Source organism: Legionella gratiana, from assembly GCF_001467695.1.
Taxonomy (GTDB): domain Bacteria; phylum Pseudomonadota; class Gammaproteobacteria; order Legionellales; family Legionellaceae; genus Legionella; species Legionella gratiana.
This window is the reverse complement of the sequence record NZ_LNYE01000006.1, coordinates 65,058-91,625: the sequence shown is the minus strand read 5'-3', so window position 1 is coordinate 91,625 and position 26,568 is coordinate 65,058. Positions and strand designations below refer to the sequence as shown.

The following is a 26,568-nucleotide window of genomic DNA, read 5'->3' as shown; positions in this document are numbered from 1 at the left end:
ATGTTTCCACCTGTCAATATTAATAAACGTAATGTTCATAGGCTAACTTTTTCGTAACTCCCCTATATCAATCACGAGCGCAGCGAGGGATGACATGGGGGAGTTACGCTTTTTCAACGATGCAAAAAAGAACAAAAAATATTTTGTGGGTCATAACGTTTTTTTAAGCAAATCCAATCTTCATATCGTTCTTCAAAATGACTTTGCCAAAATTGTTTTTTTGGGGATTCCCCTAAATATCCGGAAAGATAACGTTTACCGCCGTTGGGTAAAAAGATAGCATCTAAGTGTTTAATGGTTTGCAAACAACTTGGAATGAATACTTCAGGTAATCCTGGATTTAAGATCATCAAAGCAAAGATATGTTCACTTTTAGGAAATTGTAAAAAACCTGTAGGAGAAACAGGAGCGACGGGGGTGATATGAACCACCGGGGCATAGTGTATGGGTAAAGTATCTAGTAGTTTCTCCAAGCTCTCTAATTGTGAACCCGGGATAAAGCATTCGTACCATGGGTGTTGTAATTCCCATTGACCAGTCATTTTCATCACATTAAAGCGCGAATCATGGCGATGTAAATACGAGTGAATTGATTCATCTTGGGTATGTACTAATCGCCAGGGATGTACTCCTAAATTACTAAAGTCGGGTGCAAAATCATTATATTCTATGGATACGTGAATAGCATACAGCCATTGAGCAAAGGGTAGACGACCTTTTTCTGATAATTTTGCGCCTTGTATTGCGGAGGTGCAAAAGGATTCTATAAAATCCGCGTTTGTTCTGCATAAAAGTAAATCATTAAGCCAGGCTTCTTTATCCAGATAAACTAAAAAAAAGGTTCTGACGAATTTGCTGCAAGGCCTTAATGCAATATTTGCTTGAGTTATAAGACCAAAACGTCCTTGTCCGCCTAAGCAGGCTTGCATTAGAGGTGATTGAGCATCAGTTTGAATCAACTCTCCGTTCGCTTGTACTATTTTCAATGAGTTGACATGAGCAGTGACACTTCCATATTTGAATGAAGAAGCGCCTATACCACCGGCAGAAATTACTCCGCCAACAGATAAATTGCAATTATGAGGCACTACATAAGGAATTAATGAGTGTGGTAACGTTTTTTCTAATACAGTACTCCAAGAAGTATTAGCTTCAACCCATATGGAGTAAGCTTCTACTTCTGATATGGAGTCAAAATGTTTCATATTAAGAATTAAACCTCCAGGTACAGCAAGAGATTGTCCGGATTGGCTCATTCCATTTCCACGTAAAGTTACTGGCAATCCATTTTCATGGGCATATTGTATTAATAATTGTGCGGACTCAGTCGTTTCTGGTTCAAAGATAGCTGCTGGATTAGAGTGAGTGAGTTTACCAAAATCGTTACAAAATAAAGCAAGCGTCTGCTCATCATGGAGCAGCGCTTGCCCTAACTTTTCATTACACAGCTTGATCTGGAATGAATTCCACTTGTTCTTTGTTTGCGGCATCTTGATAATTCCTTTGTTTGGCCAATTCGAGTCTTTGATTACAAGCAATGATTAATCCATCAAACATTGCGTTAAATGCATCATAGCAACGGTCAATCAATTTTAATGCTTCACGTCTTGTATGGATAGATACTTGTCTTGAAAACAAGGAGCGTTCCATTTCTTCCTCAAACAAGGCATGTGCCATTTCAACTTCCAGGTGTGACGTAGAGAAATATTTCAGGTTTTTATCATGTCCTGTTTTTTTCATCTGTTTGGATACTTTTTCAAAGAAAACATGGCCAGATGATTCAATGGTTAAAAGGAGAACAATATTCAAAATTTCATCATTTGCTTTATAAACTTCAGCTAAAATAGCATAAGCAGCATCACGAGTTAATTGACTTTCTTTACTATAAAGCCAACTGACATCATTAGTATCACATGATGGTTCTATGTTGACTGCTCCCATATATTTTTTGTCATGCAGAAACCATTTTTCGTGGCCAGCATCTTCAAGTCTGTGGTGACGAGCGACTTTTTTCAAATAAGGATCGCTTATCTTTTCCTCATTTATTCTTAAAATATCTTGGAAAGTCATTGCCCAGAAAGTAAGTTCAGGCACAAAATAGCTTAACTCTTCTAAACTTTTCAATTGTTCCAGTAGTGCAAAAAATGGATGATCCATGAATTCTTGTTGTTTGGAATCAATATAATCTTGTATGATTTTCATAATTACATCTCCATGCGAAATAAATTTGTTGGACATTGTTATTAATGCATCTTGCATACCAACTTTTTTGCTCTTTATTTCCAAAAATCACCCATAAAATGCCATTTATGGGTGATTTTTATGCAAAAATAAGAACTATCAAACTGAAAAAACGACAAAAAAAAGACTCCAGTGTCAAATTTTTGACAAGTAAACCCCCTTGAATTTTCTACTGATTTTGAAAAATCAATTCATTTTAGTCAATTTTTTGTCATATAATTTCAATTCTTTCTCTACTTTATTCCAGTCAATGTCTTCAATTCTCTCCACGTTTTCACATATTGAATTTAAAAATTGTGTTTGTAATTCCCCATAAGCTTGAGCTTTTGCATAGGGTGTATTGGTAAACATGACCAATACATGTTTTGAAACATAATGCTCTGGGTAACGATGCATCAGTTCCTGCTCCAATTGCTTTTTTAAGTTAAATCGCTTGTCTCTAATATCTATTTGAATTTCATGGAAATTGTCCATAGACATTTGCGCAACGGCATCAGTATTTACTTTTCTGGATTGATAAAATGCAGGCATTACTTGTTGCCAATCATCTTTATACTGATCCAAAAGTTCATTTAAAATACGGCAATCTTCGAATGCACTATTCATTCCTTGACCAAAAAAAGGAACAACACCATGTGCAGCATCTCCTATTAGCAAACATTGATCCTGGTAATACCAGGGAGCGCATTTAATAGTACTCATAGTTCCAGTCGGATGTTTTGTGAACTCTTCCAGCAAATTAGGCATTTCAGAGAATGCATCAGGAAACGATTTTTTAAAAAATGCATTAATTTTTAATTCACTATCTAATTCAGCGAAACTGTTTTTGCCTTCACAAGGCAAAAATAAAGAACCAGTGATGGATTGATTTAGATTTGGATTACCTAATAATAAAAAAGCATCTCTAGGCCATAAGTGCAAATGCTCATGAATTAAATGAGTTTGTTTGGGTTCCCCGATAGAGAGCTCTTTATAACCATAAGGTAAAAATGTACGTGATGCTTGAATAAGGCCTTTTGCTTTTAATAGTTCACGAACACATGATCCTGCTCCATCTGCTCCAATTAAGCAGGCATAACTTTGTTTTAAGATCGCATTATTTTTTAATTTAAAAATGGCAATTTTTCGTTCCACATCTATGTCAGTGAGCTTGGTATTAAAATGAAAGTGAACCGAAGGAAATTTCTCAGCTTCATTAAGTAACAACTTATTTAATTCATTTCTTTGAATTGCATTAATGTATTCATTAGGGTGTCTACCAAAGGACTGAAATTTAATGTGTCCATTAAGTTCATGTATTGCCCGTGCATGCATCGGAACCATGAGTTGTTCAACCTTGGGTTGAATGCCTACACCGGCAAGACCAGTAATGCCGCGGCATGAAAGAGCAAGGTTAATCGAGCGCCCATCATCCGTTTTCATGGAGCGAAGATCCGGTCTTGAATCAAATATTTGAAGTTTGTACCCTCTTTTAGCTAAATAAAGTGCCAGTAAAGCTCCAGCTAAACCTGAACCAATAATGGTGACCTCTCTCATGCCAATCTCCTTGGGCTAAACGTAGCCTGGGTATAGTGCAGCGAGACCCAAAATCATTTCCAGCACAGAATTACCGGGATTGCTGCATTGCTCCTAGGATATGGTTTATTACACTTATTTAAAATGACCTATTCTATGTTTCACTTCTTGGACTGCATAGTGAAACAAGTCATAATCAAATCACTATCGTTTACTTTTCAATAGAAAATACTCACAATAAAGTGCACCTTTATTTTTATAAGCAAAAATCATACCGATTTGAAAAAAATTAAGAAAAAAATAGGTGAAGATCAACTATGTTGAATGATGAAATTTTTTAATTCTTCTGCTTTTTGAGGGGTGGTGAAATAATATCCTTGTGCATAGTCACAACCATGTTTGGTGATGAATTCAAGTTGTAACTCTGTTTCTACTCCTTCTGCTAATACTTCCAAATTCAGACTATGGCCTAGATTGATAATTGCTCGAGTAATTGCAGCATCGTTTTCACGATTTACTAATTCACTAATGAAGGATCGATCTATTTTTAATCTATCAACAGGGAATTGCTTCAGGTAAGATAAACTGGAATATCCAGTTCCAAAGTCATCAATGACTAACTTAGCCCCCATATCTTTTAACTCATACATGGTTTCAACAGCATGTTTGACGTTGTCAACGAGCAAGCTTTCAGTAAGCTCCAATTCAAGAAATTTGGCAGATAGCCCCGTTTCGAGAAGAATTTTTTCAATGATTTCAGACAAATGAGCCTGACGAAATTGTCGACCAGAAATATTTACTGCCATGGTTAAATTGGAATATCCTTGATTGTGCCAACTGACTAATTGTTTGCACGCTTCTTTTAAGACCCACAATCCTATGTCAAGAATTAAACCGTTTTCTTCAGCCATACTAATAAATTCACTGGGAGAAACATCACCTAAAAGATGACTGTGCCATCGCAATAATGCTTCAAAGCCAATAATTTTATTTGTTGTTAAGTTTATAAGTGGTTGGTAGACCAGATGAAATTCATCCCTTTTTAATGAGTCACGTAAAGCATTATCGAGCTGCATGCGATTAATAACGCGCATGTTCATTTCTTTATCATAGCTACGATAGGTATTACGTCCACTATCCTTGGCATGATACATAGATAGATCAGCATTTTTCATTAAAGATTCATAATCATCACCATCTTTAGGATAATAACTGATTCCTATACTTCCCGTTATTTTTAAACTATGTTGGTCAATTCGAATAGGGTTTGCGATCGATCTTAAAATTTCTTCTGCTTTTTGTTGCGCTTGCTGTTCTGAGGCAATATCTTGCAATAGAATAACAAATTCGTCTCCACCTAAGCGACATATTGTATCAAAATCGTTGGTGGCAATAAGTAAACGGTTTGAGACCGCTTGTAAGAGTCTATCACCAATACTATGACCTAAAGTATCATTAGTCATTTTAAAGTGATCTAAATCCAAGAATAAAAAAGCTAGGATAGACCCTTTTTTTTTGGCTTGTAAAATTGCTTGATCCACACGGTCTATTAATAATACTCGATTGGGTAATTCGGTTAGCGAGTCATGAGTTGCCTGTTGAATCAATTGTTGTTCCATTTCACGGCGTTGGGTAATGTCGTTAAGAATACAGACATAATGTTTGACGTTATCGAATGAATCCCTAACTGGAGCTACACTTTCTTCAGCCCAAAATACTTCCCCATTTCGTCGATAACATTCGAGCTCTACTGTTTCTTCGCGCAATTCCTTTATGGCAAAGTTAAGTCGTTTTTGCCCTACATTTTCTACTTTACTGCTATGAAGAAAAGAAAAATTTTGACCTAATATTTGTCTTTCACTGTATCCAGTAATCCGTTCAAAGGCCTTATTAACATAAATAATGGGTAAGTTGAGTTTGGATATGTCAATGATCGCTACACCCAGTGTACTGGCTTCAATCGCCCGTTCTCTAATACGCAATTCATCTTCTTCCAGCAATTTCTGAGTGATATCTCTAAAGCTATACACTCGTCCTACGATTTCAGAACCAATTCGTTGTGGTTGCGTAAATCGTTCAAAAATTCGCCCATCTTTAAAATGTAGAACTGGAAGTTCTCCTTGCCATTCTGGGTTTTCATAAAGGTATTTTACATCTGCAATGACCGCTTCTGGATTACTTAATTGCTGTAAAATGTATTCAAAACCAATACTCTCTGTTCCTGATTCCAACATATGAGAAGGAATTCGCCACATTTCTACAAATTTTTGATTCCAATCTACAACTTGTCCTTGGCCATTGACCATCATAATGCCGTCAGCGGTAGATTCAAGTGTAGCTCGTAATAGCGATAAAGATTTTTCTAATTCTATATTTTTTTCAAGAATATCGTGAGCCTTAATATTGATATTCTCTGAAAGTGGCACATTAATAGAGCGTTGGAATTCAGGTTGAGTGTGGTACCATTTTTCAAGAAGAGAAGAAAGATTTGGTGTTGGCGAAATAATTCCTAACTCTTCGCATACATTAGTTAGTGAAGGATCTCGACCTTGCTTTTTAACTTTTTCTGCAGCTTTGGCAACCTTTTGATAATCTATTTTCTGTCTTACCATGTTCCCTCATTTCCTTACAGCTAACAAATTAATTGGATAAGGCTAATGGGTGAGCCCATTCTCTATAATAAGTATATACCGTGAATCTAATTTTTGCTGGAGACAGATAATCCTAAAAAAAGTAATTGCCTTCTATTACGAGAATCTACTGCGCTGAAATTGGGTGATTTTTTTTTGATTTTTTTAGGATTATTAAGGAATATAGGTAAGTAAGAACTCCGTTTTTTGTGGGAATGAAGTAGTGAGTACTACTTCATTTTTTTTGTAATTGTTGAACTTGGGTGTTTACCGTTTGGATTTGTGTTTGTAATTGACTTTGTGTTGTTTTGATTTGATTTTGGAGTTGAGTGTTCATTGTTTGTATTTGTTGCTGTAAATCAGACTGTACTTTTTTAATTTGTGCTTGAAGTTGGGTATTGAGTTGTTGTACTTGCTGTTGTTGTTGGGTTTGCATTTGCTTCATCTGGTTTTGGATTTGTGTATTAAATTGTGATAGATCATCAGCAAAGGCAATATTGGTTAAAAAGACAGTACAAAAAAGTGACTTTACTAAAATTTTCATCGTCTTATTCCTTTAGGTGAAAAAATTAATTGAACGTCCTACTTTAACCTAATCATTTATGATTGGCTAGATTGATTGCAAAATAAAACACGCCATAAAATAATTAATATAAGTTCGATATAAAAAATAAATATCATTTTTATATCAAATTGATTTTATTTACTCACGCTAATTAGTTATCGATGCATTGCTCGATATTGATCAATCATTTGTCGTGAAAGACTTATGGGTTTGGGTAATTGGGGGAGTTTTTTTATGGAAAACCATTGAGCGTCTTCGATTTCAGTAGTATCTATTTGGATCTCGCCATGGCTATATTCAGCGGTAAATCCAAGCATTAAATTACTTTGAAAAGGCCAAGGTTGAGAAGAAAAATACTGTAAGTTTTTAATCGTGAGTCCTACTTCTTCCTTTACTTCACGCACCACCGTGTGCTCAAGCATTTCTCCAGGTTCCACATAACCCGCTAAGACACTGTAAACTCCAGGTACGAAATGGGGGGAGCGTGCAAGTAGGATTTCGTCGTCTCGCCAAATTAATACCAACATAACTGGAGCAATTTGTGGAAAAATTAATGAACGACAGACAGGGCATATTTTTGCTCGTTCTGTGGTACTGGATTGAGTTTTATGGCCACAATAGCCACAAAATTGAGTACTTTTGTCCCAATGTAATAATTGTTTTGCTCGCGTGACCAATCGAAACAAGTCATCATCTTCTAAAATTTCATGAGATTGGCGAACATGTTGAAATCCCATACCTTGTGGTAAAGCTGTTGATTTTTGATGCACCTCTACAGTAAAACAAGGAATGGTGCCATAAGTTCCTAAATAAATTTCGCGTTCATTTATGAGATTCAGTTCATCGATGCTAATAAATCGAGGGATAGAGTTATTTTGTAACAGAAGCTCTTCGCCATGAAAAATGAACCAGAATGCAGGCTCAGTAAATGAAGTGGGAGGATGAAGTTGTGACGTAAACGGTTTTGTCATAATTGGAGCTCATACTTTGTACTCTCATGTAAGTGTACCCAGGACTATAAAGATGGTCAAATCCATCTTAAAGATAATCCTAGGCATTGCTTTTTGTTCAACTAGAACATTCCATTACTATTAGCGGACTCGGTGGGAATGGGTTGAATAACATCCCAATGTTCATAAATTTTATCATCTTTCAAGCGAAAAATATCAATGATTGCTCTTCCTTGGGTTCCTGGTTCTAAGATGGAATGCACATGTACAATAACATAATCTTCTTCAGCAAGTATTCTTTTGATTTCACTATGCGATTGTGGATAAGTACTTTTTAGATAATTAATGTAATTTTTTAATCCCTCAATTCCATCTTGAGCGTTTGGATTGTGTTGGATGTACCAAGCCCCTAAGTATTCCTGGGCAGCATCAAAATTTTTTTCGTTGAGGGCCTTCTGATAAAACTGTGTCACAATGTGTTTATTGGTTTCTTGCATTACTCCTGCAAATCCTAAACATGAATGGATTAACAAACCATTGGTAATTAGCGATAACAGTATTTTGTTCATTTTTTCTCCTTGTTAGTCAAACACATTGATTATAAGTGGCTAATGAAATTAAAAAAGCGCATAATTTTGACTAAATATATCTAATTTTTAGATGGATCTTGGTTGAACAATTATGGCTAAAATAACTTTAGAGCAATGGCGGGTATTGCAAGCAGTTATCGATGAAGGCAGCTTTGCGAAAGCTGCGAGTAAATTGCATAAAAGTCAATCGAATATTAGCTATACGTTAGCGAAACTGCAGGACATGTTAGGTTTGCAACTATTGCAACTTGATGGCCGAAAAGCGATATTGACCGAACAGGGAGTAGAAATTCTTAAACTTTCACGCCAGATTACTCGTGCAGTAAAAAATGTAGAAAACGGGATATTTAATTTAAAATCAGTTTATGAAAAATCATTGCGACTTGCGATTGATGAAATTTTTCCATTCACTGTGTTAATGAATGTACTGCAACAGTTTAGCGCGGAGAATCAACATACTAAGTTAATTATTAATCATGGGCTTTTATCGGGACCTAGCGATCAATTAGTTAATGGAGAGGCGGAGTTGGCAATCATTTCAAAAATTCCTGAAGGTTATACAGGAAATAAATTAATGGATATTCATTTTATTCCTTATGCGCATAAAGACAGTTCGTTACATCAGAAGGTAATTACTCATGAAGATCTATATGATCAACGATACATCATTGCTCAAGATTCAGGACTCAATAAAAAACGAAATGAAGGCTGGTTAGGTTCAGAATTTCATTGGAAAGTAAGTACAATAGAAATGAAAATTCAATGTGTTGTGCATGGAATTGGTTTTTCTTGGTTACCACAACATCTTGTTGAAGAACGGAATTTGCCTATTTTACCGTTAAATATGGAAGAAAATAATATTAGAACGTATCCAGTCTATTTGGTCCATTACCAACCCGAAAAAATGGGACCATCTGCAAAACTTTTGGTTGATTTATTTAAAAAACACAGCCGAAAATCGATGCTCGTTTCACAAGATATCAATTAATGCAGCCTTTTTTATGCGGAAAAATGAGATAATCAATGACATTTATGAATAATTAGCGATAAAATGACAGGTTCGCCTTAAAACTCAGAGAAAAACATGAACATGTCAAAATCATGCATCATCTTGAGCTGTTGCATCATTTTATTTTCTATTTCGGCATATAGTACCACTGAAACGGTTTCACAATCTGAATCAGACTCTGCTCGAATTGCCTTGTTGGAAAAGGCCTTAGCACCACAGAAAATGGATGAAGTTGCACTTTTATTTGCAAAAGCCAATCAAAATCGAAATGGTGCGGTCCAATTTATGCTGTTTTCTGATCAATTAAAAAATAAATACAAAGATCGTTGGCCTTATTGGGTTTCTGGAGTTTCTAGTCCATGGATCACTTCTTATATAATTAAAAAAAGAGCGCAAAGCAAAAATTCCTGGGAATTTAAAATAACCTATCAATGGGCAACGGCAGCTGGTCCATTCCAGCCTTCTTTAGTCCAGAGCATTGTAGTAGCTCCTGTTCCTAAGGATACAGACTCATCGCAAAAATTTTGGATTACTGAATTTAACGAACATTAAAATGAAAAATATTATTACTAAGAATTTTAACAGCACTTTGTTGATTGTGGAGATACTATAATTAGTTCAGGTATTCATTTTAAGGAATAAACAATGTTTAGCGGAGAGAATATAATAAAAGAAGATTTTCAAAACATTTTGTATCGGAATGGACTTTCTGCTAATGAGTTTAAAATCACAATAAAGAATGGCTCAAGTTACGATCCAAACCAAATAGTCAGTACACAAGTTTGGATAACTATTGAAAGAAATTCCATAAAAAAACGATATGGATTATACCGAACTGATTGGCCATATGATTTTGAAGCAGACTTAAAAAATGGTTATTTTAATATAGGACCTGGTGATAATCGCTAGACTGAGCCAAAAAAACCACTGATTTTAGAGCACCGAAATGCAGCATTATACGAAGTATATTTAGTATTGGGCGCATAAAATCACGCCATCTTGGCCAGGATAATAAGGGTCAACAGATCTTAGAGCTATAGCCGAATAACTTATTGTATATTCGACTTACGAGTTTTAAGTCGGGATGCAATAGAGAGAATTCTATGGATATTATGAGGGGGACCTATGCTACTTATATTCCGGAGAAATTACCTCTCTGGCGGGTTTTCCTGCCGCCTATTTTTTTATCGTTGATCTGCATTTTAATTCGATACCAAACTAATTTACTTGTTTTTTATACACTAACAGAGCTAGCTCCTGTGTTTATTGGGCTGGCCTCAATGATGCTCGCGACTGCAACTACCCAAATCACAAAAAATCAATTTGTGATTTTAATTGCTCTTGCGGCAGGTTGGTCTTCTAGCTTGGATATAGGTCATATTTTAGCTTATAAAGGAATGAACTTATTATCTGATGGAGGCAATAATGTAAGTACCCAGTTTTGGATATCTGCTCGCTTTCTCCAAGCGATTACCTTTCTTCTAGCGATCTATTTTTTTAGACATACGGTAAAAATTTGGATTATTAATCTTTGCTTCTTTTTAATAACGTTATTATTTTTTATTGGTATATTTTCAGGCCATTTTCCTACAGTTTATATCGAGTATTTTGGACCCACCTGGTTTCAAGTTTATTGTGAATGGGGGGTTGTCATAATTTTAATTACAGCGTTGATGTTGCTTTGGCATGAAAAGAAAATGATGACTCAAGAAACATTACAGTACATATCTTTATGCATCATCACCTTGATTGCGTCATTATCCATGTTATCCTATTATAAAAACGCATATGATTTTGCATATTTAATCGGTCATTTATTAAGAATATTCTCATTCTGGTTTATCTATATCGCTTTGGTAGTAGAATCTTTACATCGGCCTTTTGCAATGTTAGTACGCACGGCCCTTACCTATAATAACATTCCTGATCCTGCTTTTATGGTGCAGTCCGAAGGTATTATTGTTCAAGCTAACAATGCCTCAGGAACGTTCGTTCATAAAAAAGCTGAAGAATTAGTAGGATTATCTTCGCACATGCTTTTTCATAATAAAGCCATAGATCAAGAAGATTGTCCTATCTGTTGCAAGCTTTCTACGTCAAGAAATAAATATACCGTAGAATTTGAAACTGAAAAGGGGATTTGGTTAGAGTGCAGTTTATCACCTATAAACTCCGATTTACTTCCTAATTCATGGGTACAAGTCGTTAGGAATATTACTTTTCGTAAGACACTGGAAAATGAGCGGAAGAAATTGATGCATGATATTGGTGAACGTGTTAAAGAACTTAGATGTTTGTATACCATTTCAAATTTAATAGCTTTAGGGAAATCGAGTAAAGAAGAATTACTTAGAGGAGTGGTTCATGCACTGCCTAAAGCGTTTCAATTTCCAGAGTATATGGTTGCAACAATAGAAAGTAAGTGGGGTAATTTTAGTTCGGAGCCTAATGCAAAACGGTTGCCCTATCAGCTGGAAAAAGAATTGATAATCGATAACGAGGTAGTATTAAAAATAAAGGTATTTTATTGTGTTCAACCCCCAATATTAAGAGCTATTTTTTTACCTGAGGAGTCCGCTCTTTTAGATTCAGTAACGACACTGTTACAAAATACCCTAAAACGGTTTTGTTCTGAACAAAGCAACTGATGTAAAAAAAGTGGTTTTTATGGGCGTTACTTAATATAACCTTAATCTTTTTGTAGTATTATTACTGATCAAGTAGTAAAAATTATAAATAACTAGAGATATATGACATGATTATTGCACTCGCTCTCTTAAAAGTATTTATTCTGCCTGCAGTTTTAAAGCTATTAAAAAACCGTAATCAAAAGCAAGATGTCTCTATTGAAAAAGAAGCAAGACCACAACCTGTAAATTTCTAAATAAAAATTCAATGCGAGTCCGATATAAAGCTAAGCTAGTTTTTTATATCGGACTCTTTTATTTAGCACGGGAACCCGTTTATGGGATGTTCGTTTAGCGACATAAAAGGTATTTTTATGTCGCATTTATGCTAAATAACAATAAAATCTTTAAAAGAATTTTTGTTGCTTCTTACATTCTAGCAACATACCCCTCAATAGATTCATCATTATGAAAACGGACTATGTCTTGTTTTGCATAGCCATAAAAAGCAGTAATAATGGGTCTGCTGATTAAGCTTATAGCAGATTTTAGGAAGCTCGCGACAGAGAGAGCAAAGCTTGCGGCGGAGAGTAATAAGAAGTTTGCTGCATTCTCTTTATGATCTTCACCATCTTTTTTAGTTAAACCAACATGAATTGCTAATGCTTGGGCACCTTCCCATACTGCAGCAGCAAATGAGCCAATGGATACGATCATTCCCAACGCTGGAAGGGCGGTTGCTCCAACGACTTCATCCATATAATCATGACCGTCACGTAACCTTTCAAAGATATTCAAGCGTTTTAACGCTTCATTACTCATTAAATTTAATCGCTCTTCCAGTTTCTTCGTTTTCTCCAATTTTATCCAGAATTCTTCAAATTCGTGTTGTAGATAATCAAGATGGTCGGAATAGTTTTGGAAAAAATTTTTTTTAGGATCCGGCTTTTTGGACTCTTTGAACAGTTTGGGCATGGTACTCTCCATTTATATCTATTTAGGAAAAGAACAGCAATTATACACTAAGTATTTATTATGTTCACCAAAAAAATGAAATTGTTAAAAAAGAATTTAAATTTTTTAATCTTTTGACTTAGAAAGCTCATAAAATAGGCATCTTAGAACAAATTGTCAATACATCCTATTGGGAGAATAATTTTCAATTAAAGTGTATTCTGCTAATTTAGAAACAATTATTTCTGAATTAAGTAAGGAATGAAAACAATTACGAAGTAATTTACCAATATGCTCCACTAATCGGTGAGAAGACATCACAGAAAGATGCCCGTGTCTATCTAAAATGGTTAACGAATTTGGATGTTTTTCGACATATTCCTTAATATACCCGGATTCTCCCGGTACAATAGCATCTTCTGTTGCAATGAAAAAATGATAGTTACTTAGTGGATTCTCCATTATTTTTTTCTTTAGTTGTGCAAGAAAAGGACTGTCAATTTCCATTTCTCTTACTGAATCGGAAAACCATGACAATGGTTTTACAGCAAGATAAGAACCATTAAATGGTGTTCCGATTGTAATGACCAACTCGACTTCAATGCCGGCTGTTTTAGCTAAAAATTCTGCAAAATAAGAAGCAACCAATCCTCCGCGTGAATGGGCAATCAAAATGACTCGTTTATGCTGGTTTGCTTTGATTTTTGCTTTAAGTTGCTCAGCAAAAAGCTCAATACTTTTTCCCTGGTACCGTTGATCAAAAGAAAGTAAATTTAAGGTGGAAATTTCATTAGGAAGTCCTGCTTGAATCGAACGCTCCGCAACAAGTTGAAAGGCTGAGAGCTGATCCGCTGTGCCATGGATAAAATAAATCGCGGTTCCTAAATTTTGAGCTTGATCATCCTTATAGGAAGGATTCGGATAGGTTTGGTCTCCTGAAGGAGAGGTTAACCAATAGTAAGTATGAGCAAACATACCTGTGGTTGCGATGGGTTGTTGTGCTTTTGCAGTACTGACGGCGCGTTTTAACATATTTAAATTCCTTTTATTGGAATACCAACTTCATTTTGGTAGCTCTATTGCCAATGAAAATAGTATGAATTTTCATTAGACTTCGTTCCAAACGCTACTGTAGTGGAGAATTACTACGTCGATACGGTGCTCGAATCCTCATGTACTGGCGTGTGCCCCCGTTCTGTGCACCGTTTCTCCTCGCACTTCCCTCACTACAGCGAGTTTGGAGCGAAGTTTATTACTCATCTTGAGAATAAATGGTTCTTCTTATTTGTCAATTTAATTCCTAGCAGATATCGGATGCAATTCTTTTAAATACATTGGAACGAACGAGTAAAGATTTTTTTCTTCACTTACTCAGAGTTAATAATCAGTTAATCTTGTTAGTATATAATTTGACTTTCTTGATTTTAAATTAATCAATTAGATTAAATATTTTCTATTGAAAGTGAGTGTCAATAATCATGAAAGAACTTTTTGAAAAAAATGCTAAAAAAAGTCATACCTCCGATGATTCTACTCTCTCAAAGCATGCTGATGTCTGTACTTGTACCATGTGTATGAAAAGTAAATTATCAGCTGAGGTAGTGAGCGAACATTTACATGCTTTGCAATCTACTATGGTTGACCGAAGAAATCCAGATGTGCCAGGAAGTAAACCATTAATGAAAGCAGCAAAAGCGCATGCTATTCTTAAAGCAGGCGAAGAAATCGATATGTTAGATGCAACTGGAATAAATGAATTAGATATACCTTCTTCTTCAGGTGCTATTCAAATAACTCGACCACAAGAATTAACTATTAAAGCGACTTGGAAAGATAAAAACCAGGAACACGGAGTAAGTGGTCGGGATGCCAGTGTTTTTGGCGGTTTGGGGGTATTGACTATTCCTCCTGATGTTCCTGTAATGGATATTCCCAAAATGAATGCATTGGCGGTGCCTTCTGCATATTTAGCCAAATACGGAGCAGAGCTAATTCCTCTAGAAAAATCATTTACTCTAGACGCTGTCGAGGATGAGTCTTTAAAAAATCTTTATTTGGTTGAATATCAATGGGATGCAGATTATATTCAAGACTATGTTATGAATCAAAGAGGTGGTGGTGGTTTATTTGTAGAAACCCACCCATTTCCTCATGTTTTTACACCGCTATCACCTGAGTGTGGTGGTGCGTTGATATTGGGAGTCAAGCGTGATGATGGTTCGTTTGATTTCGCTGCTTTTGAAATACCCTTTGGTTATACCATGAAAATTGGCAGTAATGTAATTCATGGTGATTCATTTTTTGTTGGACCTTATGCAATCGCATTAACTGAAACTGAATTAGCTGACTCAGTTCTTTTAAAGAAAGATACACCAACTCGTCCTATACAACAAGTTACTCAAAAACCTACCCCAACATTTACAATTCCTTTGTTTGAAGAAAATAGGTTGACTACTCAGGTGAATCATAAAATGATGGTTGATAAAATCCGTCATGAAGGGGTTGTTGGGAAAGATTTGAGCTTTTTTAAGCAGTTACCTAAAGAAGTATTAACTGAGGTTCGTCATTTATCAGAAGATTCTCAGGAAGCTTATGATCAAAGCTTTAGCTTAATGCCTTATTCACCTAAGTTCTAAATAAAACAGTTCAACATAAAAGGCATTTCTATGCCTTTTATGTCACTAATGGGTGTTATCCCGTAAAGATTGTTCCCAGCGAAAGCGAAGATGCGCAGCATTTATACGGGATCAGCTCTAAATAAAACGCACGTTAATTAGGCTAAAAATTTTATTATTTCATTGAATATCTGGGTTTATCTAAATTGACCATGCACTCTTTTAGATGAAGAATGGCAGTATCAAGAACTTTCATTGCTGACTTGTTTTCCCCAGATCCTTTGGTACCACTTCGATGACCACTATAGGACATTACCCCAGGAAAAGTTTGTAAGTCATTAAGAATTTGGGGCAAATTATATCCGTACCCCTTACTAATCTGTTTGGCAGAATCTTTTCGATAGGTACATAGATTCTCCCAAAGATTTTCTGTTTTAGCGTTCAAATTACCTTTATCTTTTTTTGCAAACATATTTATTCCTATTAAGAAAGTTCAGAGCAGTTTCTTGCTAAACTACTGTAACAATTTTGATGATAGAGTAACAGTGTCTTCAGGCAAGATTCTGGGCGATGGGGTTTCATTAGCCTCGAAGAATCTCTTAGCTTTTGTACGAGGAGCATCGTTAAATGGATAGGTTCCTCCATCCCACGGAATGAATGCTTTCATAGATTCAAAATAACATAGAATTGGCACATCGAGCTTTATGGTCTGATTTATATACGGAGCAATGATTTTTTCAAGCGTTGTAAGAATCTCTTGATGCAATTTTTCATCATCAATTTTTTTGTAGCAATAAGCTAAAGTAATATGAAAGAAGGGGGGAATCCTATCTTCAATATCAAATGCTTGGGCAAGTTCTGCGATCATTTTTTTTTGATTCTCGGGTAATGATAAACGTAACTGTAACGCTCTTCCCGTTTCAAGGCCTGCAATTGAAATCTCGGGTGTAAATTCCTGGATTTGAAGCTGAGTAAAGAGATTTTGAAAGAATTCAAGCTTATCTGTGATGAATTTAAACCAATCTCGATCATGCTCTTTTCTGGTATAGAGATTGCAGGTGGTCATATGGTAACTGTCATAAGGTAATGGGGTATAATACTGAGTTAGTAATGTTGAGCTTGTCAACGATTGATGTATTTTATGGAGGAACGCATTTTCTTGAGAAGTTTTTATGATTGGGGCAATAATGGTTACACCTGGAAATTCTATATAGTTTCCTGTTGCGTCTATTTTGTCAAACATAATTAAATCCTCAAAATAAATACCTTAGATTGCTCATGCTCTCAAGGAAAATATTATAGCATAATGATTTGAACAAGCTCTTTTATCAACGATAATAAAGTGGGGTTCTAATATGCATAACTCATTACGGCACTATCAGAATGCCTTGCTGCAGCAGCAAGTGTTTCATGATGTGTTCGCAGATTAGCAATATAAAAGTCTTTATGCTCTTCTAAATTAAACTCTGCAATCAATTTGTATTCCAAATCGTGTTTCATTTTAGGGTAATCACCACTTATAATTTCTTTTTTAATAGCATTGACTATTTTAACAAACAAACACTCACTTAAAGCTAACTCGTTTAATTCGTTAATAAAAATCAGAGCAAGTACCTGTGCGTTACCATTTTTCTTAAGATACGTTTCAATATTTAAGCGTTTTGAAGTGCTCCAATAACCTCCCCACGTTTTTGATTCATATTGTTTTAATGAAGATTTAACGAGACTTTGAAAGGAGTCTTCAGTTAAAGTATCTACCCAATCATAAATAGCTTTATACACCGATGAGATAACCGTATCGCTATAAGGATGAGTAAATCGCTTATCGTTCTTAGCAAAAAAAACTACATCTCGAGTAATACCTGCTATGCTCTGCTTAAAGCTTTTGTCTTGAATTGCAAGGTTAATACTCGGGATGGAATATTTGCGCAACATTAAAGGAGTAAGTCCTTCGACGAGAAGCTTATTTAAGGCTCCATCTTCTTGAGAGCCTGAACTTAGAATATAAGCTAATCGGTTATCACCATGCTCTTGTTTACTCACTTTTAAATACTCCTTCACCGGTTCTGTTCGTTGGCGAAATGAAAAAGTAGACAGTAAAGGAGTATATTGTTTATCAATAATCTTGTTGATATACCGCTCTAAAGCTTCGGGCTGTAAGTTTTTTGCCCAATCAAAGAGAGAGTGATGATACTTTCTCTTTACATCCTCTTGCATCAAAGGAAGCACTTTCTCTGAGCGCAATACCTTTTCTTTGGATTCATCTAGGAGAACAAATTCTTCATTTTGCTCCAGTTCTTTAGAGTGTTTCTCGTTTTGTTCTAGTTCTTCAAGACAATTCTCTTTTTGTTCTATCTCTTCAGGATGTTTATTTTTTTGTTCAAACTCTTCTATAGGTTCGCTCTTTTTCTCCAATTCATTTAAATATAGGGCGAATGAAAAATCGTGATCTAAATTTAATTTTTCTTCTTTTAGTTGAAATTCCTGTTCTATTTTTTCAACCTCTACAGGATGATACTCGTAGGCGATTTCTCTATATTTTAATCGATCCGATACATCTTCTTGGGTAGGATTTTTAATTGCACTTAATGCCTTGAATAATGACAAATAATAGTCACCGCGCAACGTTAATAATTCAAGTTGAGTGTCATCATCACAATTTGCTAAAGGATACGTCTCCAAAAATCTAATATTCATGACACAAAAGGAGATAATTTGATAATTTTCAGCATTGGCTCGCTCATTTAAAGCGTACAAACGATCAAGTTCTAATTCATTCTTAATGAATTGGGCATTTTTCTTTAACATAGAGTATTTCTCCTGAAAATTAATCTCACAAACCGAGAAGCTTTTTAGCGAAAATTTTGTGAGTTTCCTTATTGAGTTCGCTATGAGCTCAACTACTATTTCTAAGTTTAAAAGGTTCTATTTTTAATAGATGACTTTTTATTGACCTCCAAAGCAAACATCGAGTGTTACGGCATTGCTTGCAGGAAGCCAGTGACCATAGTTTTCTCCGTGCCAGAGTCTGGTTTCTTCAAGCTTTGCTTGAACAATTTGTTTCGTGAGGCCTTGACGCTTAACCCAATTTGTACATCGTTTTTTAACCTGCTTACGAATTTGCCCTCGCATAAAAGAGTAACGACAAGGGTTGAAGGCTTCATTTAAATTATCCGAGATATAAGGTTTCAATAGTGTTTCTCTGTGAATATGTTTGGAAAACTCCCATTTATCCCCATTTAAAACTAAGATGGGAGGAAGAGTCTGATCTCCAATTTTTACGCTTTGGGCTATATTCATATAAAATTTCCATCCCGCGTAATTGCCCGCTAAGTCAGCATTGGAATAAACTCCATTAATCAATGTACCTAGATAAGTCTGCTCAAGAATTTGCCCATATAAAACAACAGCGGCGTGAGCTTTTTGAGCAGATTTTCCATGGTCCAGGTAATACATATAAATTTTGTAGTAGGTATGGCCCATCATGAAAAAATGACCAAGTTTGTCAGTACCAAAATAATAACCATACATATTAATCGTCGGTGCAAGACCAATTACAAAGAGCGGCGACTGCGAAAAAACCAGCCAATAAACAGTGTTCCAGGGTAGGACTTCTTTATGAAAGATTGGTTTTGATTCTTTGGGAATGCGACGTAACCAGCGTGGAAAACCTGGGCCAGTATGCTTATAGACTAAATCAGCGAGATAGGTTCCATTTCGGCGCGATGCTAATTGTGATGCTGCGTGCCGACTACGTTGGACCCTTGGTAGAAGCCTTTGAATTTCTGAATTAGTTTGAGCGATAACTTGTTCAAGAACTTCATAAAGTCTATGACTCGCGATTGGGCCAATGTCTTGCAATTCACTGGGTGGAAGAGTAAATTGATCTGTTTCTTCCGCTTGAATTTCCCGTATTGTACCAATAAATAATAATACACTTAAAAAAAAGATCCTTGTATAATCCATGTGTTCTTCTCTTCCTGAATTGAGTCTGACATTAGAAACAAAATCCATCCGCCTGTCTAGAAGTATTGGTTAAGAAAAATAATTTTTCGTAACTTTTACCTATTAACGCAATAACAATCATGGAATTATTACATGAGAATGAACTGTAACAGTTCTAAATAAAATCGGTTCGATATAGAAAATGACGTTTATTTTTATCAATCAAGTGCCAAAATTTTTATTTGAATATACTGTCATTGACGATGATCACGTACTTGCTCTCTAATTATTTCGTTGGCATATTCAAGTCTATTCACTAAATGCCCATAGTCTTTTATTTCGATCTGCTAAGTAGATAGTCCCATCCTCACCGATTGCAATAGAAGAAACGCCACCTGGTGTAATGCTGTTTTTGGTAAAACTATTAAGATCCAAAGATAAAGAAAATAATCCTTCTTGAGCATTAACATACACTTGGTTTGCTGAAATGCCAGGAGATCCCAAAGCGGCTCCGAGGGAATGCGTGCTCATTTGAAACTCTTTTATAAACCGACCACTTCCATCCAATAAAATAACATGTGTATCACTGATTAAATAAATTTGATTGATGAATGAAGCAGGCGGTGATTGAATCGCTTTTTTTGCCTTATACCAAGGTTTCCATAATTCATCGCCCGTTACCAAATCATACAAGGCTAAAGTGCCATTTGCCTGACCTGAAATAAAGCTGCCCCTAACGTCTAATTGACGACGCCATCTTAAAATTCCATCAGAACCAATAGCATGCAATTCGCCAGTCAAGTTGCCAATATAAACAGTCCCATCTAAACCAATAACTGGAGAAGCAAAAGCTACAGGCCCAACTTCAATTTGCCATTTAGGTGAGCTAGCTGGATGAGTAGAGAACGGTACATATCCTTGACTGGATGCATTTGCTTGATACTGATGCCAATATGCCATTTTCATCATTCCCTAATGAATATCTTCTTTAAAGCATATCAGAAAAAAAACCAATCAACATATTATCCGTTAATTGGTTTCGATATTAAATTAACGTTCGTTTAGCGGCATAAAAAGCATAGAATTGTCTTTTATGTTGAACTTACGTTAAATATACATTGAGTTTCTGACTTCTTCGAATCGGGCTTTATCTTCTTCTTGCATTTTTTCAGCCGTTTCCAACTCCTCTTTTTCTTGTTCTTGTTGCGCCTGTAGTTTTATGAGTTCAATCATATTCTGGGTTTTCAGTTCTTCTAAAATCCCCGCTAATAAAATTTCAGTAGGGGTCTCCAATTTTATTTCTTGAGTAGGTTGTTGTTCTTTCTGTCTTTTTCTTGTTTTCTTTATTCCTGCTGAGTGGGAGGGATGTTGGTTAAAAAAAAGTTGTGAGTCTTTATTGGAATAAGGTTGATTTGTTTGATGAGTTCCATTTTTTTGGCGAGTATTTGTAGATTTTTTAGTCATGTCGATCTCCTTTTCCTTGTGAGTCTCCTCTAGATTAATATAAATTTTGAGTTAAATGCAAATGTTTATTTCAAAAGAAACAAATTTTATATTTTTATTGTTAATATTGGGCATTGCGAACAAGAGACTTGCTAAGTGATCGATGGATTTTAAATGCGTTCAAGGATTAGCAAAATCCATACTTTCTTATCCAGCCTCTTCATTAAAATTAGCTCATTAATTTTATAAGAGGATCATTGAACACATAATCAATAAGTTGAAAATGCATTCATTTTGTTGACAATAATAATTAGATCAATTATATTCGAAATATGCATAAAATTTGGATTGGTATTCATATGGGTAAATTTGTTAACTTAATGATTGTGGCGACTTTATTTTTTTTATCTGCGTGCAATTCAAATGATCAAGAGAGTTATCTGCATTTCGCTACATCAGCAGTATATCCACCATTTGAATATAGCGATCATGGGGAGATTAAAGGTTTTGATATTGATTTAGCACGATTAATCGCTAAAGAACTTGGAAAAGAAGCAATTTTTGACAATATGCAATTTAGTACGGTTCTTCCGGCAGTAAGCTCTGGCCAAGATGATATTGCCATAGCTACAATTTCAATAACCGAGGCAAGAAAAAACAATTTTGATTTTTCTGAGCCCTATTATTTTGATGGTATAGCCACTGTGTATCGTTCAGATCAGCCAGTCACCTCGCCAAACCAACTTAAAGGAAAAAAAGTAGCGGTACAACTCGGTAGTATTATGGAGATTTGGTTGAAGGAAAGGTTTCCTGAGGCTGAAATTACAGCGCTGGATAATAACAACCAAGCTATTGAATCATTAATTTCAGGTCGTGTAGATGCCGTTTTAATGGATGGTGTTCAAGGTAAGATCTTTAGTAAAAAACATACAGAGTTAGCCTATTCGTTAATTGCCCAAGCAGATTATGGATATGCATTGGCAGTCAAAAAAGGATCTCCACTGACAAAAAAGATTAATAAGGCTTTACAAAAACTTAAAGCAAATGGAGCAATTCAAAGACTGGAGAATATCTGGTTAAAGGATTCATGACGCATTGATTGAAAATAGTTATAGAAAAACATCATTTATTTACCAATTTAATTGAGGAGGCTAAAATGTCCCTTACCATTCCAGTCAGTAATACTAGAGCAGAAGACAATCATTCACAATCGATTAACGAAGTAACAACCAATACCTTCGTGATTAATTTACAACAGGCGATCTTCGATCTTGAAGTAGATTCTCAACACACACTTACTACTGAATCAACAGGAACAAGAAATGCATCGATGAACAAAGTAAAGCATTTTCTCACTGGAACTGAATTAAGTACTGAAGAGCTGCAACATATTTTAGAGAAAGCTAAAGCACTTAAACAAACTCCCTCTTTTTATTGTCAGGCTTTAGCGAATAAAAGTCTCGCCATGATTTTTGAAAAACCCTCTTTTCGAACCCGGTTAAGTTTTGCAATGGCAATTCAAAGTATGGGGGGAATCGCTATTGAAAGTGTGGGGAGTACTCGAAAACAGGAAACTCCGGCAGATATGGCAAGAGTTCTAAATGGTTATGCTAACTTCATTATGGTGAGGACTCATGCGGATGAGATTTTACAAGAAATGGTTGTTCATGCAAAAGTACCTGTAATCAATGGTCTTTCAGCCTTACATCACCCATGTCAGATTCTAGCTGATTTATTAAGTCTCTGGGAGCATTTTGGCATACTTGATGGTCTTACTGTTGCATATGTGGGTGATGGAAATAACATTCTTCACAGTCTGATGTTGCTTGCCCCACAATTGGGTATAACAATTAATTACTGTTGCCCTGAATCCCGTCAGCCTAATAGTGCAATTATAGAACAGGCACGGGACATGAAACACGATATGATTTATAGTTTTTCTAAACCTGAGGCAGCCGTTAAAAATGCTAATGCGGTCTACACTGATGTATGGACCAGTATGGGCTTTGAAAATCAGGATAATAATCAAGTTTTTCAAGGGTTCCAAGTCAATGAATCTTTAATGTCTTATGCAAAACCAGGGGCGGTATTTATGCACTGCATGCCTATGGAACGAGGAAAAGAAGTCTCTGAAGCTTTGCCAGACAGCCCTGCTTCAATAATCTTTACTCAAAGTGAAAACAGGTTGCATGTGCAAAAAGCATTGCTGTTATTTTTAAATAGATAACTATTTTCTAAGATTTATATTAAGCTATTTTTTATGATGATCTTCACTTTGAATGGATAAGCTTTTTGTTTTAATAAGAAGGGGGCTTAGATCAGATGATTGATTGATCCATTGTCTAATATATTCGATAAATTCCCAAATTAGGCGTTCTTCACCGCGTTTTTTTAAGTAAAAAGCATGAAACTCAATATCCATCGTAAAATCGCTGAGTTCAACTACAGCCAATTTGTCATTAAGTAGTCTTTCATAAATCAAACACCAACTGCTTCCAAGCTCGACCGTCTGGATGCAGTTGTATACTGTATTTACTTCCGCGATAATTTTAGCTGAAATTCCTTTTTGTGCAGCTAACATATTAAATTTTTGGCGCAATATACTGTCATTCGTTGTTAACACTGCATCGTATTCCGCCAATTCAACTATAGAAATAGGAGTGTTACGTTTCGCTAAGGGGTGATCAATTGATACAACGGGTAAAACTCGTTCCTTCCATAAAGGAATAGAGGATATATTGGCAGGACAATTTCCTGTATAAGGGAGAATGAACAGATCGTAATATCCACCTGCTAGACTTGTATTCAGATCTTTGCCAGGAACTATTTTATTAGTAATAAAATAATTTGTTTTGAGTGAAAGCATATAATTTATAAACTCGGCAAATACTGAGAGAGAAACATAGGGGTTAAGTCCTACATTAATCGTTAATTTAGGCCTGCTTTTACGATCATTATGCTCTGCTTTCATCATTTCATTATAAATACTTAGCATTTGGCGAATATAGGGAAGAAATGCCTTTCCTTTTTGGGTCAACTCAATTCCATAGGTAGTATTTACAAAGAGTTGACTCCCTAATTCTTGCTCTAATTTTTTAATTCGCCTGCTTATAGTAGGTTGAGAGGCATACATGTGCTTTGATGCTAAGGATGTTGAATGATATTCAACAACAGCAAGAAATGTTTTCATATCTACTATGTTCATCTAAGCCTCCAACCTTTCGCCAAATTTCAAGTATGCTCCCTGAGGTTCTTTTTTCTATTTCGAAAAAAGCTTCTGTCATAGTTCCATATAGGTGTTATTACCCTATACCTGTTGAAGCTCCAGTTATAAGGACAACCTTTTTGTCGTTCAAGCTACACATGGTCATTATTCTTTAGTCATTGAAAGTTATTATAAAGCTACTACTAAAATACTTTTGATGCAATATAAGCCCATAAAACGATAGCAGTTTTGCATTCCATTTTTAAATGTGATACAAAGTGCGGCTCTAATCGCTAGAGACCATGTTATTGAGCTATGTTTTGAGGTTTTTAGTCTTGTGTTAAAGGTTACTCATTCTAGTATAAAAATTTTTTATCCGTCATTATTAAATATGAGTTATTGTGAATGAAATTAAATTAATTATCTGGGATTTAGATGATACTTTGTGGAAAGGAACTCTAGCAGACCAGGATGATGTAACATTAAACAAAGATGTTATTGAAAGAATTGAATATTTGTTAAATAGAGGTATAGTTCATTCTATTTGCTCAAAAAACGACGTGAAAAAAGCAGAAAAGGTGCTCAAACAGTTCGGCATCTACGATCTTTTTATTTTTCCCAAAATATCCTTTGAAGATAAAGGATTGCGTATAAAAAAAATTATAGAGCAAGCACAACTTCGTGAACAAAATGTATTATTTGTAGATGATAATGACTTTGTATTAAGAGAAGCTCTTTTTCACAACCCCAAAATGGTCATTAAATTACCCGAGCAATTTATGCAGGAGGATGTGACCCATTGGGGAAAAAATGACAGCAATCGGGAGCGCTTAGCACAATACAAAATTTTAGAAAGGAAAGAGAAAAATAAACTAACATTTCTTGAAAAAAGCAATGATGAGCAAGCCTTTTTGAAAGAGTGCAGTATCCAAATTCAGCTTATTCCTTTAGATATAAATGATCATGAAATTGAGCGTGTGATAGAGCTTGTAAACCGTTCAAATCAAATGAATTACACGCAATCAAGGATTAAGTATGAGTATTTATTTACCTTATTTGAATTAAAAAATGGAGGCAATTTTAAAATCCGTGTGCAGGATAAATATGGTGATTATGGAGTTGTAGGGTATGTTTGTATCTTAAATAATACGTTATTTCACTATGTGTTTTCATGTCGTATTCTAGGTATGTGCGTTGAAGCAAGGATGTATCAATGGTTAAAAGCAATATACCCTGAATTAAAGCCTTCATTTAATATTTCTAAACTAAAGAACCTTGATACAAATCTGGATTTTATTAAAGTTAATTTGCAACAAGATAGTGAGGAAAAAAAATCAACTTCAAATGCTAAAAAAGTCTTAGTCAGAGGTCCATGCCTTGCAAATGCCATTTCGTTTCTTCTCAGTGAATATTATCATGTGGATGAGGAAATATTTTCTTTTTTTGAATACGCAAATTTACATTTTTTAAGAGAAAATTTAGAGAGTAAACAAGGGGTACGTTTTGATAAGACACGAAAAGCTATAGAAAATAATGAGTACCACATCATAGTTAATTTTCTTGAAAGCGATTATTACAGTGGCAACTATAAAATCCAAAACCAAAAGATCCCCATCACATCTAATTACATTTTCTGGAAAAGTTTGAAAACGATCAAGCAAGACAATCAAGTATTAGGTGAACATATTAAAACAATGATGATTAATGGGATGCGCGATATTAAACGGTTTAATCTCGATAACCGTTTTTCTCCGTGGCCACGCATCGAAAAAATTCTTAATACTACATTAACGTGGTTTGGAGCGCGTTGGCGAAAAATCCTCTATCAGCTTATTTTTTATTTTGTATTTAAAAATTACCGTGGCTATGTTTCTGAAACGCAATTTGAAAAGAATGTACTCTGGTATATTGGTCTTTTTCCAAAACATGTACAGTTGATATTTATTAATCCTCCTGAAAAAATAGCATTGCCATTAATGACTCAAGAACAAAACGAAAAAATTGTTAAACGCACACAATTGCTTAATAAGATTATGAGGCGTATTGCCCAAGAAAAAACGAATGTATTGCTCTTGGAAATGGACGATATTCTTGAGCAAGAAGATATCGTTGATAGTTTTTCTCATCTAAAAAGGCAAGGATATATCAAATTATCTCAGTCCCTATTAAAAACAGCGAAGTGTTCTTTTGCTGGAAATTAATCGATGAGCAGAGCGCCGCTCTCTGCGAAAGCAGGGGGCTATTAAAATTATGTTGTAAGGGGAAGTTTCTAGCAAGTT

25 protein-coding genes are annotated in these 26,568 nt (G+C 35.3%); 9 read left to right on the top strand and 16 right to left on the bottom strand.

The features are described from left to right. Nucleotides 1-113 precede the first annotated feature (113 nt). From Lgra_RS02875 to Lgra_RS02845, 7 genes are all read right to left on the bottom strand, one after another. A complete protein-coding gene (locus Lgra_RS02875) occupies nt 114-1,490 on the bottom strand; it encodes an FAD-binding protein (RefSeq protein ID WP_058497781.1) in 1,377 nt (458 codons plus the stop codon). Then, nucleotides 1,441-2,202, bottom strand: a complete 762-nt coding sequence (locus Lgra_RS02870; RefSeq protein WP_058497780.1) for a hypothetical protein — start codon at nt 2,200-2,202, stop codon at nt 1,441-1,443. Before Lgra_RS02870 ends, Lgra_RS02875 begins: the two co-directional genes overlap by 50 nt. 225 nt (nt 2,203-2,427) lie before the next feature. After that, entirely contained in the window at nt 2,428-3,777 is a 1,350-nt protein-coding gene (locus Lgra_RS02865; protein ID WP_058497779.1) for an FAD-dependent oxidoreductase, read from the bottom strand. Between the two features lie 290 nt (nt 3,778-4,067). Continuing rightward, nucleotides 4,068-6,368: a bifunctional diguanylate cyclase/phosphodiesterase gene (locus Lgra_RS02860; protein ID WP_058497778.1), complete on the bottom strand. Its 2,301-nt coding sequence runs from the start codon at nt 6,366-6,368 to the stop codon at nt 4,068-4,070. A 253-nt stretch (nt 6,369-6,621) separates the two neighbouring features. Next, nucleotides 6,622-6,930, bottom strand: coding sequence for a hypothetical protein (locus tag Lgra_RS02855; protein WP_058497777.1), 309 nt, complete (start codon nt 6,928-6,930; stop codon nt 6,622-6,624). Between the two features lie 176 nt (nt 6,931-7,106). Continuing rightward, entirely contained in the window at nt 7,107-7,922 is an 816-nt protein-coding gene (gene nudC / locus Lgra_RS02850) for an NAD(+) diphosphatase (protein ID WP_058497776.1), read from the bottom strand. Nucleotides 7,923-8,023: 101 nt separating this feature from the next. Beyond that, nucleotides 8,024-8,470 carry a nuclear transport factor 2 family protein gene (locus tag Lgra_RS02845; protein WP_058497775.1) on the bottom strand — a complete coding sequence of 149 codons (447 nt, stop codon included), beginning with the start codon at nt 8,468-8,470 and terminating at the stop codon, nt 8,024-8,026. A gap of 112 nt (nt 8,471-8,582) precedes the next feature. On the opposite strand from Lgra_RS02845, the gene Lgra_RS02840 reads away from it, so the two are divergent. The 5 genes from Lgra_RS02840 to Lgra_RS18445 all read left to right on the top strand — a co-directional run bounded on the left by Lgra_RS02840 (nt 8,583) and on the right by Lgra_RS18445 (nt 12,384). After that, nucleotides 8,583-9,479, top strand: a complete 897-nt coding sequence (locus Lgra_RS02840; protein WP_058497774.1) for a LysR family transcriptional regulator — start codon at nt 8,583-8,585, stop codon at nt 9,477-9,479. 96 nt (nt 9,480-9,575) lie between these two features. Further along, on the top strand, nt 9,576-10,052 hold the full coding sequence (locus Lgra_RS02835; RefSeq protein WP_058497773.1) for a hypothetical protein: 477 nt from the start codon (nt 9,576-9,578) through the stop codon (nt 10,050-10,052). A gap of 93 nt (nt 10,053-10,145) precedes the next feature. Beyond that, nucleotides 10,146-10,409 carry a hypothetical protein gene (locus Lgra_RS02830; RefSeq protein ID WP_058497772.1) on the top strand — a complete coding sequence of 88 codons (264 nt, stop codon included), beginning with the start codon at nt 10,146-10,148 and terminating at the stop codon, nt 10,407-10,409. A gap of 194 nt (nt 10,410-10,603) precedes the next feature. Next, nucleotides 10,604-12,148, top strand: coding sequence for an MASE3 domain-containing protein (locus tag Lgra_RS02825; RefSeq protein ID WP_058497771.1), 1,545 nt, complete (start codon nt 10,604-10,606; stop codon nt 12,146-12,148). A 107-nt stretch (nt 12,149-12,255) separates the two neighbouring features. Further along, nucleotides 12,256-12,384, top strand: coding sequence for a hypothetical protein (locus tag Lgra_RS18445; RefSeq protein ID WP_274519561.1), 129 nt, complete (start codon nt 12,256-12,258; stop codon nt 12,382-12,384). A gap of 172 nt (nt 12,385-12,556) precedes the next feature. On the opposite strand, the gene Lgra_RS02820 is transcribed toward Lgra_RS18445, so the two are convergent. Together Lgra_RS02820 and Lgra_RS02815 are read right to left on the bottom strand one after the other, a co-directional pair. Further along, nucleotides 12,557-13,102, bottom strand: coding sequence for a hypothetical protein (locus tag Lgra_RS02820; protein ID WP_058497770.1), 546 nt, complete (start codon nt 13,100-13,102; stop codon nt 12,557-12,559). Nucleotides 13,103-13,258: 156 nt separating this feature from the next. Further along, nucleotides 13,259-14,113 (bottom strand): lipase family alpha/beta hydrolase, encoded by an 855-nt coding sequence (locus tag Lgra_RS02815; RefSeq protein ID WP_058497769.1) that lies wholly within the window; start codon nt 14,111-14,113, stop codon nt 13,259-13,261. Between the two features lie 446 nt (nt 14,114-14,559). On the opposite strand from Lgra_RS02815, the gene Lgra_RS02810 reads away from it, so the two are divergent. Next, nucleotides 14,560-15,717 carry a hypothetical protein gene (locus Lgra_RS02810; RefSeq protein WP_058497768.1) on the top strand — a complete coding sequence of 386 codons (1,158 nt, stop codon included), beginning with the start codon at nt 14,560-14,562 and terminating at the stop codon, nt 15,715-15,717. Between the two features lie 154 nt (nt 15,718-15,871). On the opposite strand, the gene Lgra_RS02805 is transcribed toward Lgra_RS02810, so the two are convergent. The 6 genes from Lgra_RS02805 to Lgra_RS02780 form a co-directional block, all read right to left on the bottom strand. After that, on the bottom strand, nt 15,872-16,168 hold the full coding sequence (locus Lgra_RS02805; RefSeq protein ID WP_058497767.1) for a hypothetical protein: 297 nt from the start codon (nt 16,166-16,168) through the stop codon (nt 15,872-15,874). Nucleotides 16,169-16,210: 42 nt separating this feature from the next. Continuing rightward, nucleotides 16,211-16,939, bottom strand: a complete 729-nt coding sequence (locus tag Lgra_RS02800) for a DUF1868 domain-containing protein (protein ID WP_058497766.1) — start codon at nt 16,937-16,939, stop codon at nt 16,211-16,213. Nucleotides 16,940-17,046: 107 nt separating this feature from the next. Beyond that, complete coding sequence (locus Lgra_RS02795; RefSeq protein WP_058497765.1) at nt 17,047-18,504, bottom strand: hypothetical protein; 1,458 nt, start codon at nt 18,502-18,504, stop codon at nt 17,047-17,049. Between the two features lie 138 nt (nt 18,505-18,642). Next, nucleotides 18,643-19,662: a hypothetical protein gene (locus Lgra_RS02790; protein ID WP_058497764.1), complete on the bottom strand. Its 1,020-nt coding sequence runs from the start codon at nt 19,660-19,662 to the stop codon at nt 18,643-18,645. Nucleotides 19,663-19,950: 288 nt separating this feature from the next. Further along, the gene (locus Lgra_RS02785) at nt 19,951-20,601 is read right to left on the bottom strand and encodes an outer membrane protein assembly factor BamB family protein (protein WP_058497763.1); all 651 of its coding nucleotides are present in this window, start codon (nt 20,599-20,601) and stop codon (nt 19,951-19,953) included. Nucleotides 20,602-20,748: 147 nt separating this feature from the next. Beyond that, nucleotides 20,749-21,105: a hypothetical protein gene (locus Lgra_RS02780; protein WP_058497762.1), complete on the bottom strand. Its 357-nt coding sequence runs from the start codon at nt 21,103-21,105 to the stop codon at nt 20,749-20,751. Nucleotides 21,106-21,443: 338 nt separating this feature from the next. Between Lgra_RS02780 and Lgra_RS02775 the strand changes: the two genes are divergently transcribed. Together Lgra_RS02775 and argF are read left to right on the top strand one after the other, a co-directional pair. Then, nucleotides 21,444-22,175, top strand: coding sequence for an ABC transporter substrate-binding protein (locus Lgra_RS02775; RefSeq protein ID WP_058497761.1), 732 nt, complete (start codon nt 21,444-21,446; stop codon nt 22,173-22,175). Between the two features lie 65 nt (nt 22,176-22,240). Continuing rightward, nucleotides 22,241-23,311, top strand: a complete 1,071-nt coding sequence (gene argF, locus Lgra_RS02770; protein WP_058497760.1) for an ornithine carbamoyltransferase — start codon at nt 22,241-22,243, stop codon at nt 23,309-23,311. Between the two features lie 24 nt (nt 23,312-23,335). On the opposite strand, the gene Lgra_RS02765 is transcribed toward argF, so the two are convergent. Then, nucleotides 23,336-24,289, bottom strand: a complete 954-nt coding sequence (locus Lgra_RS02765) for a LysR family transcriptional regulator (RefSeq protein ID WP_058497759.1) — start codon at nt 24,287-24,289, stop codon at nt 23,336-23,338. Nucleotides 24,290-24,690: 401 nt separating this feature from the next. Here Lgra_RS02765 and Lgra_RS02760 point away from each other — a divergent pair, with 401 nt between their 5' ends. Next, nucleotides 24,691-26,490 carry a hypothetical protein gene (locus tag Lgra_RS02760; RefSeq protein WP_058497758.1) on the top strand — a complete coding sequence of 600 codons (1,800 nt, stop codon included), beginning with the start codon at nt 24,691-24,693 and terminating at the stop codon, nt 26,488-26,490. Nucleotides 26,491-26,568: the final 78 nt, after the last annotated feature.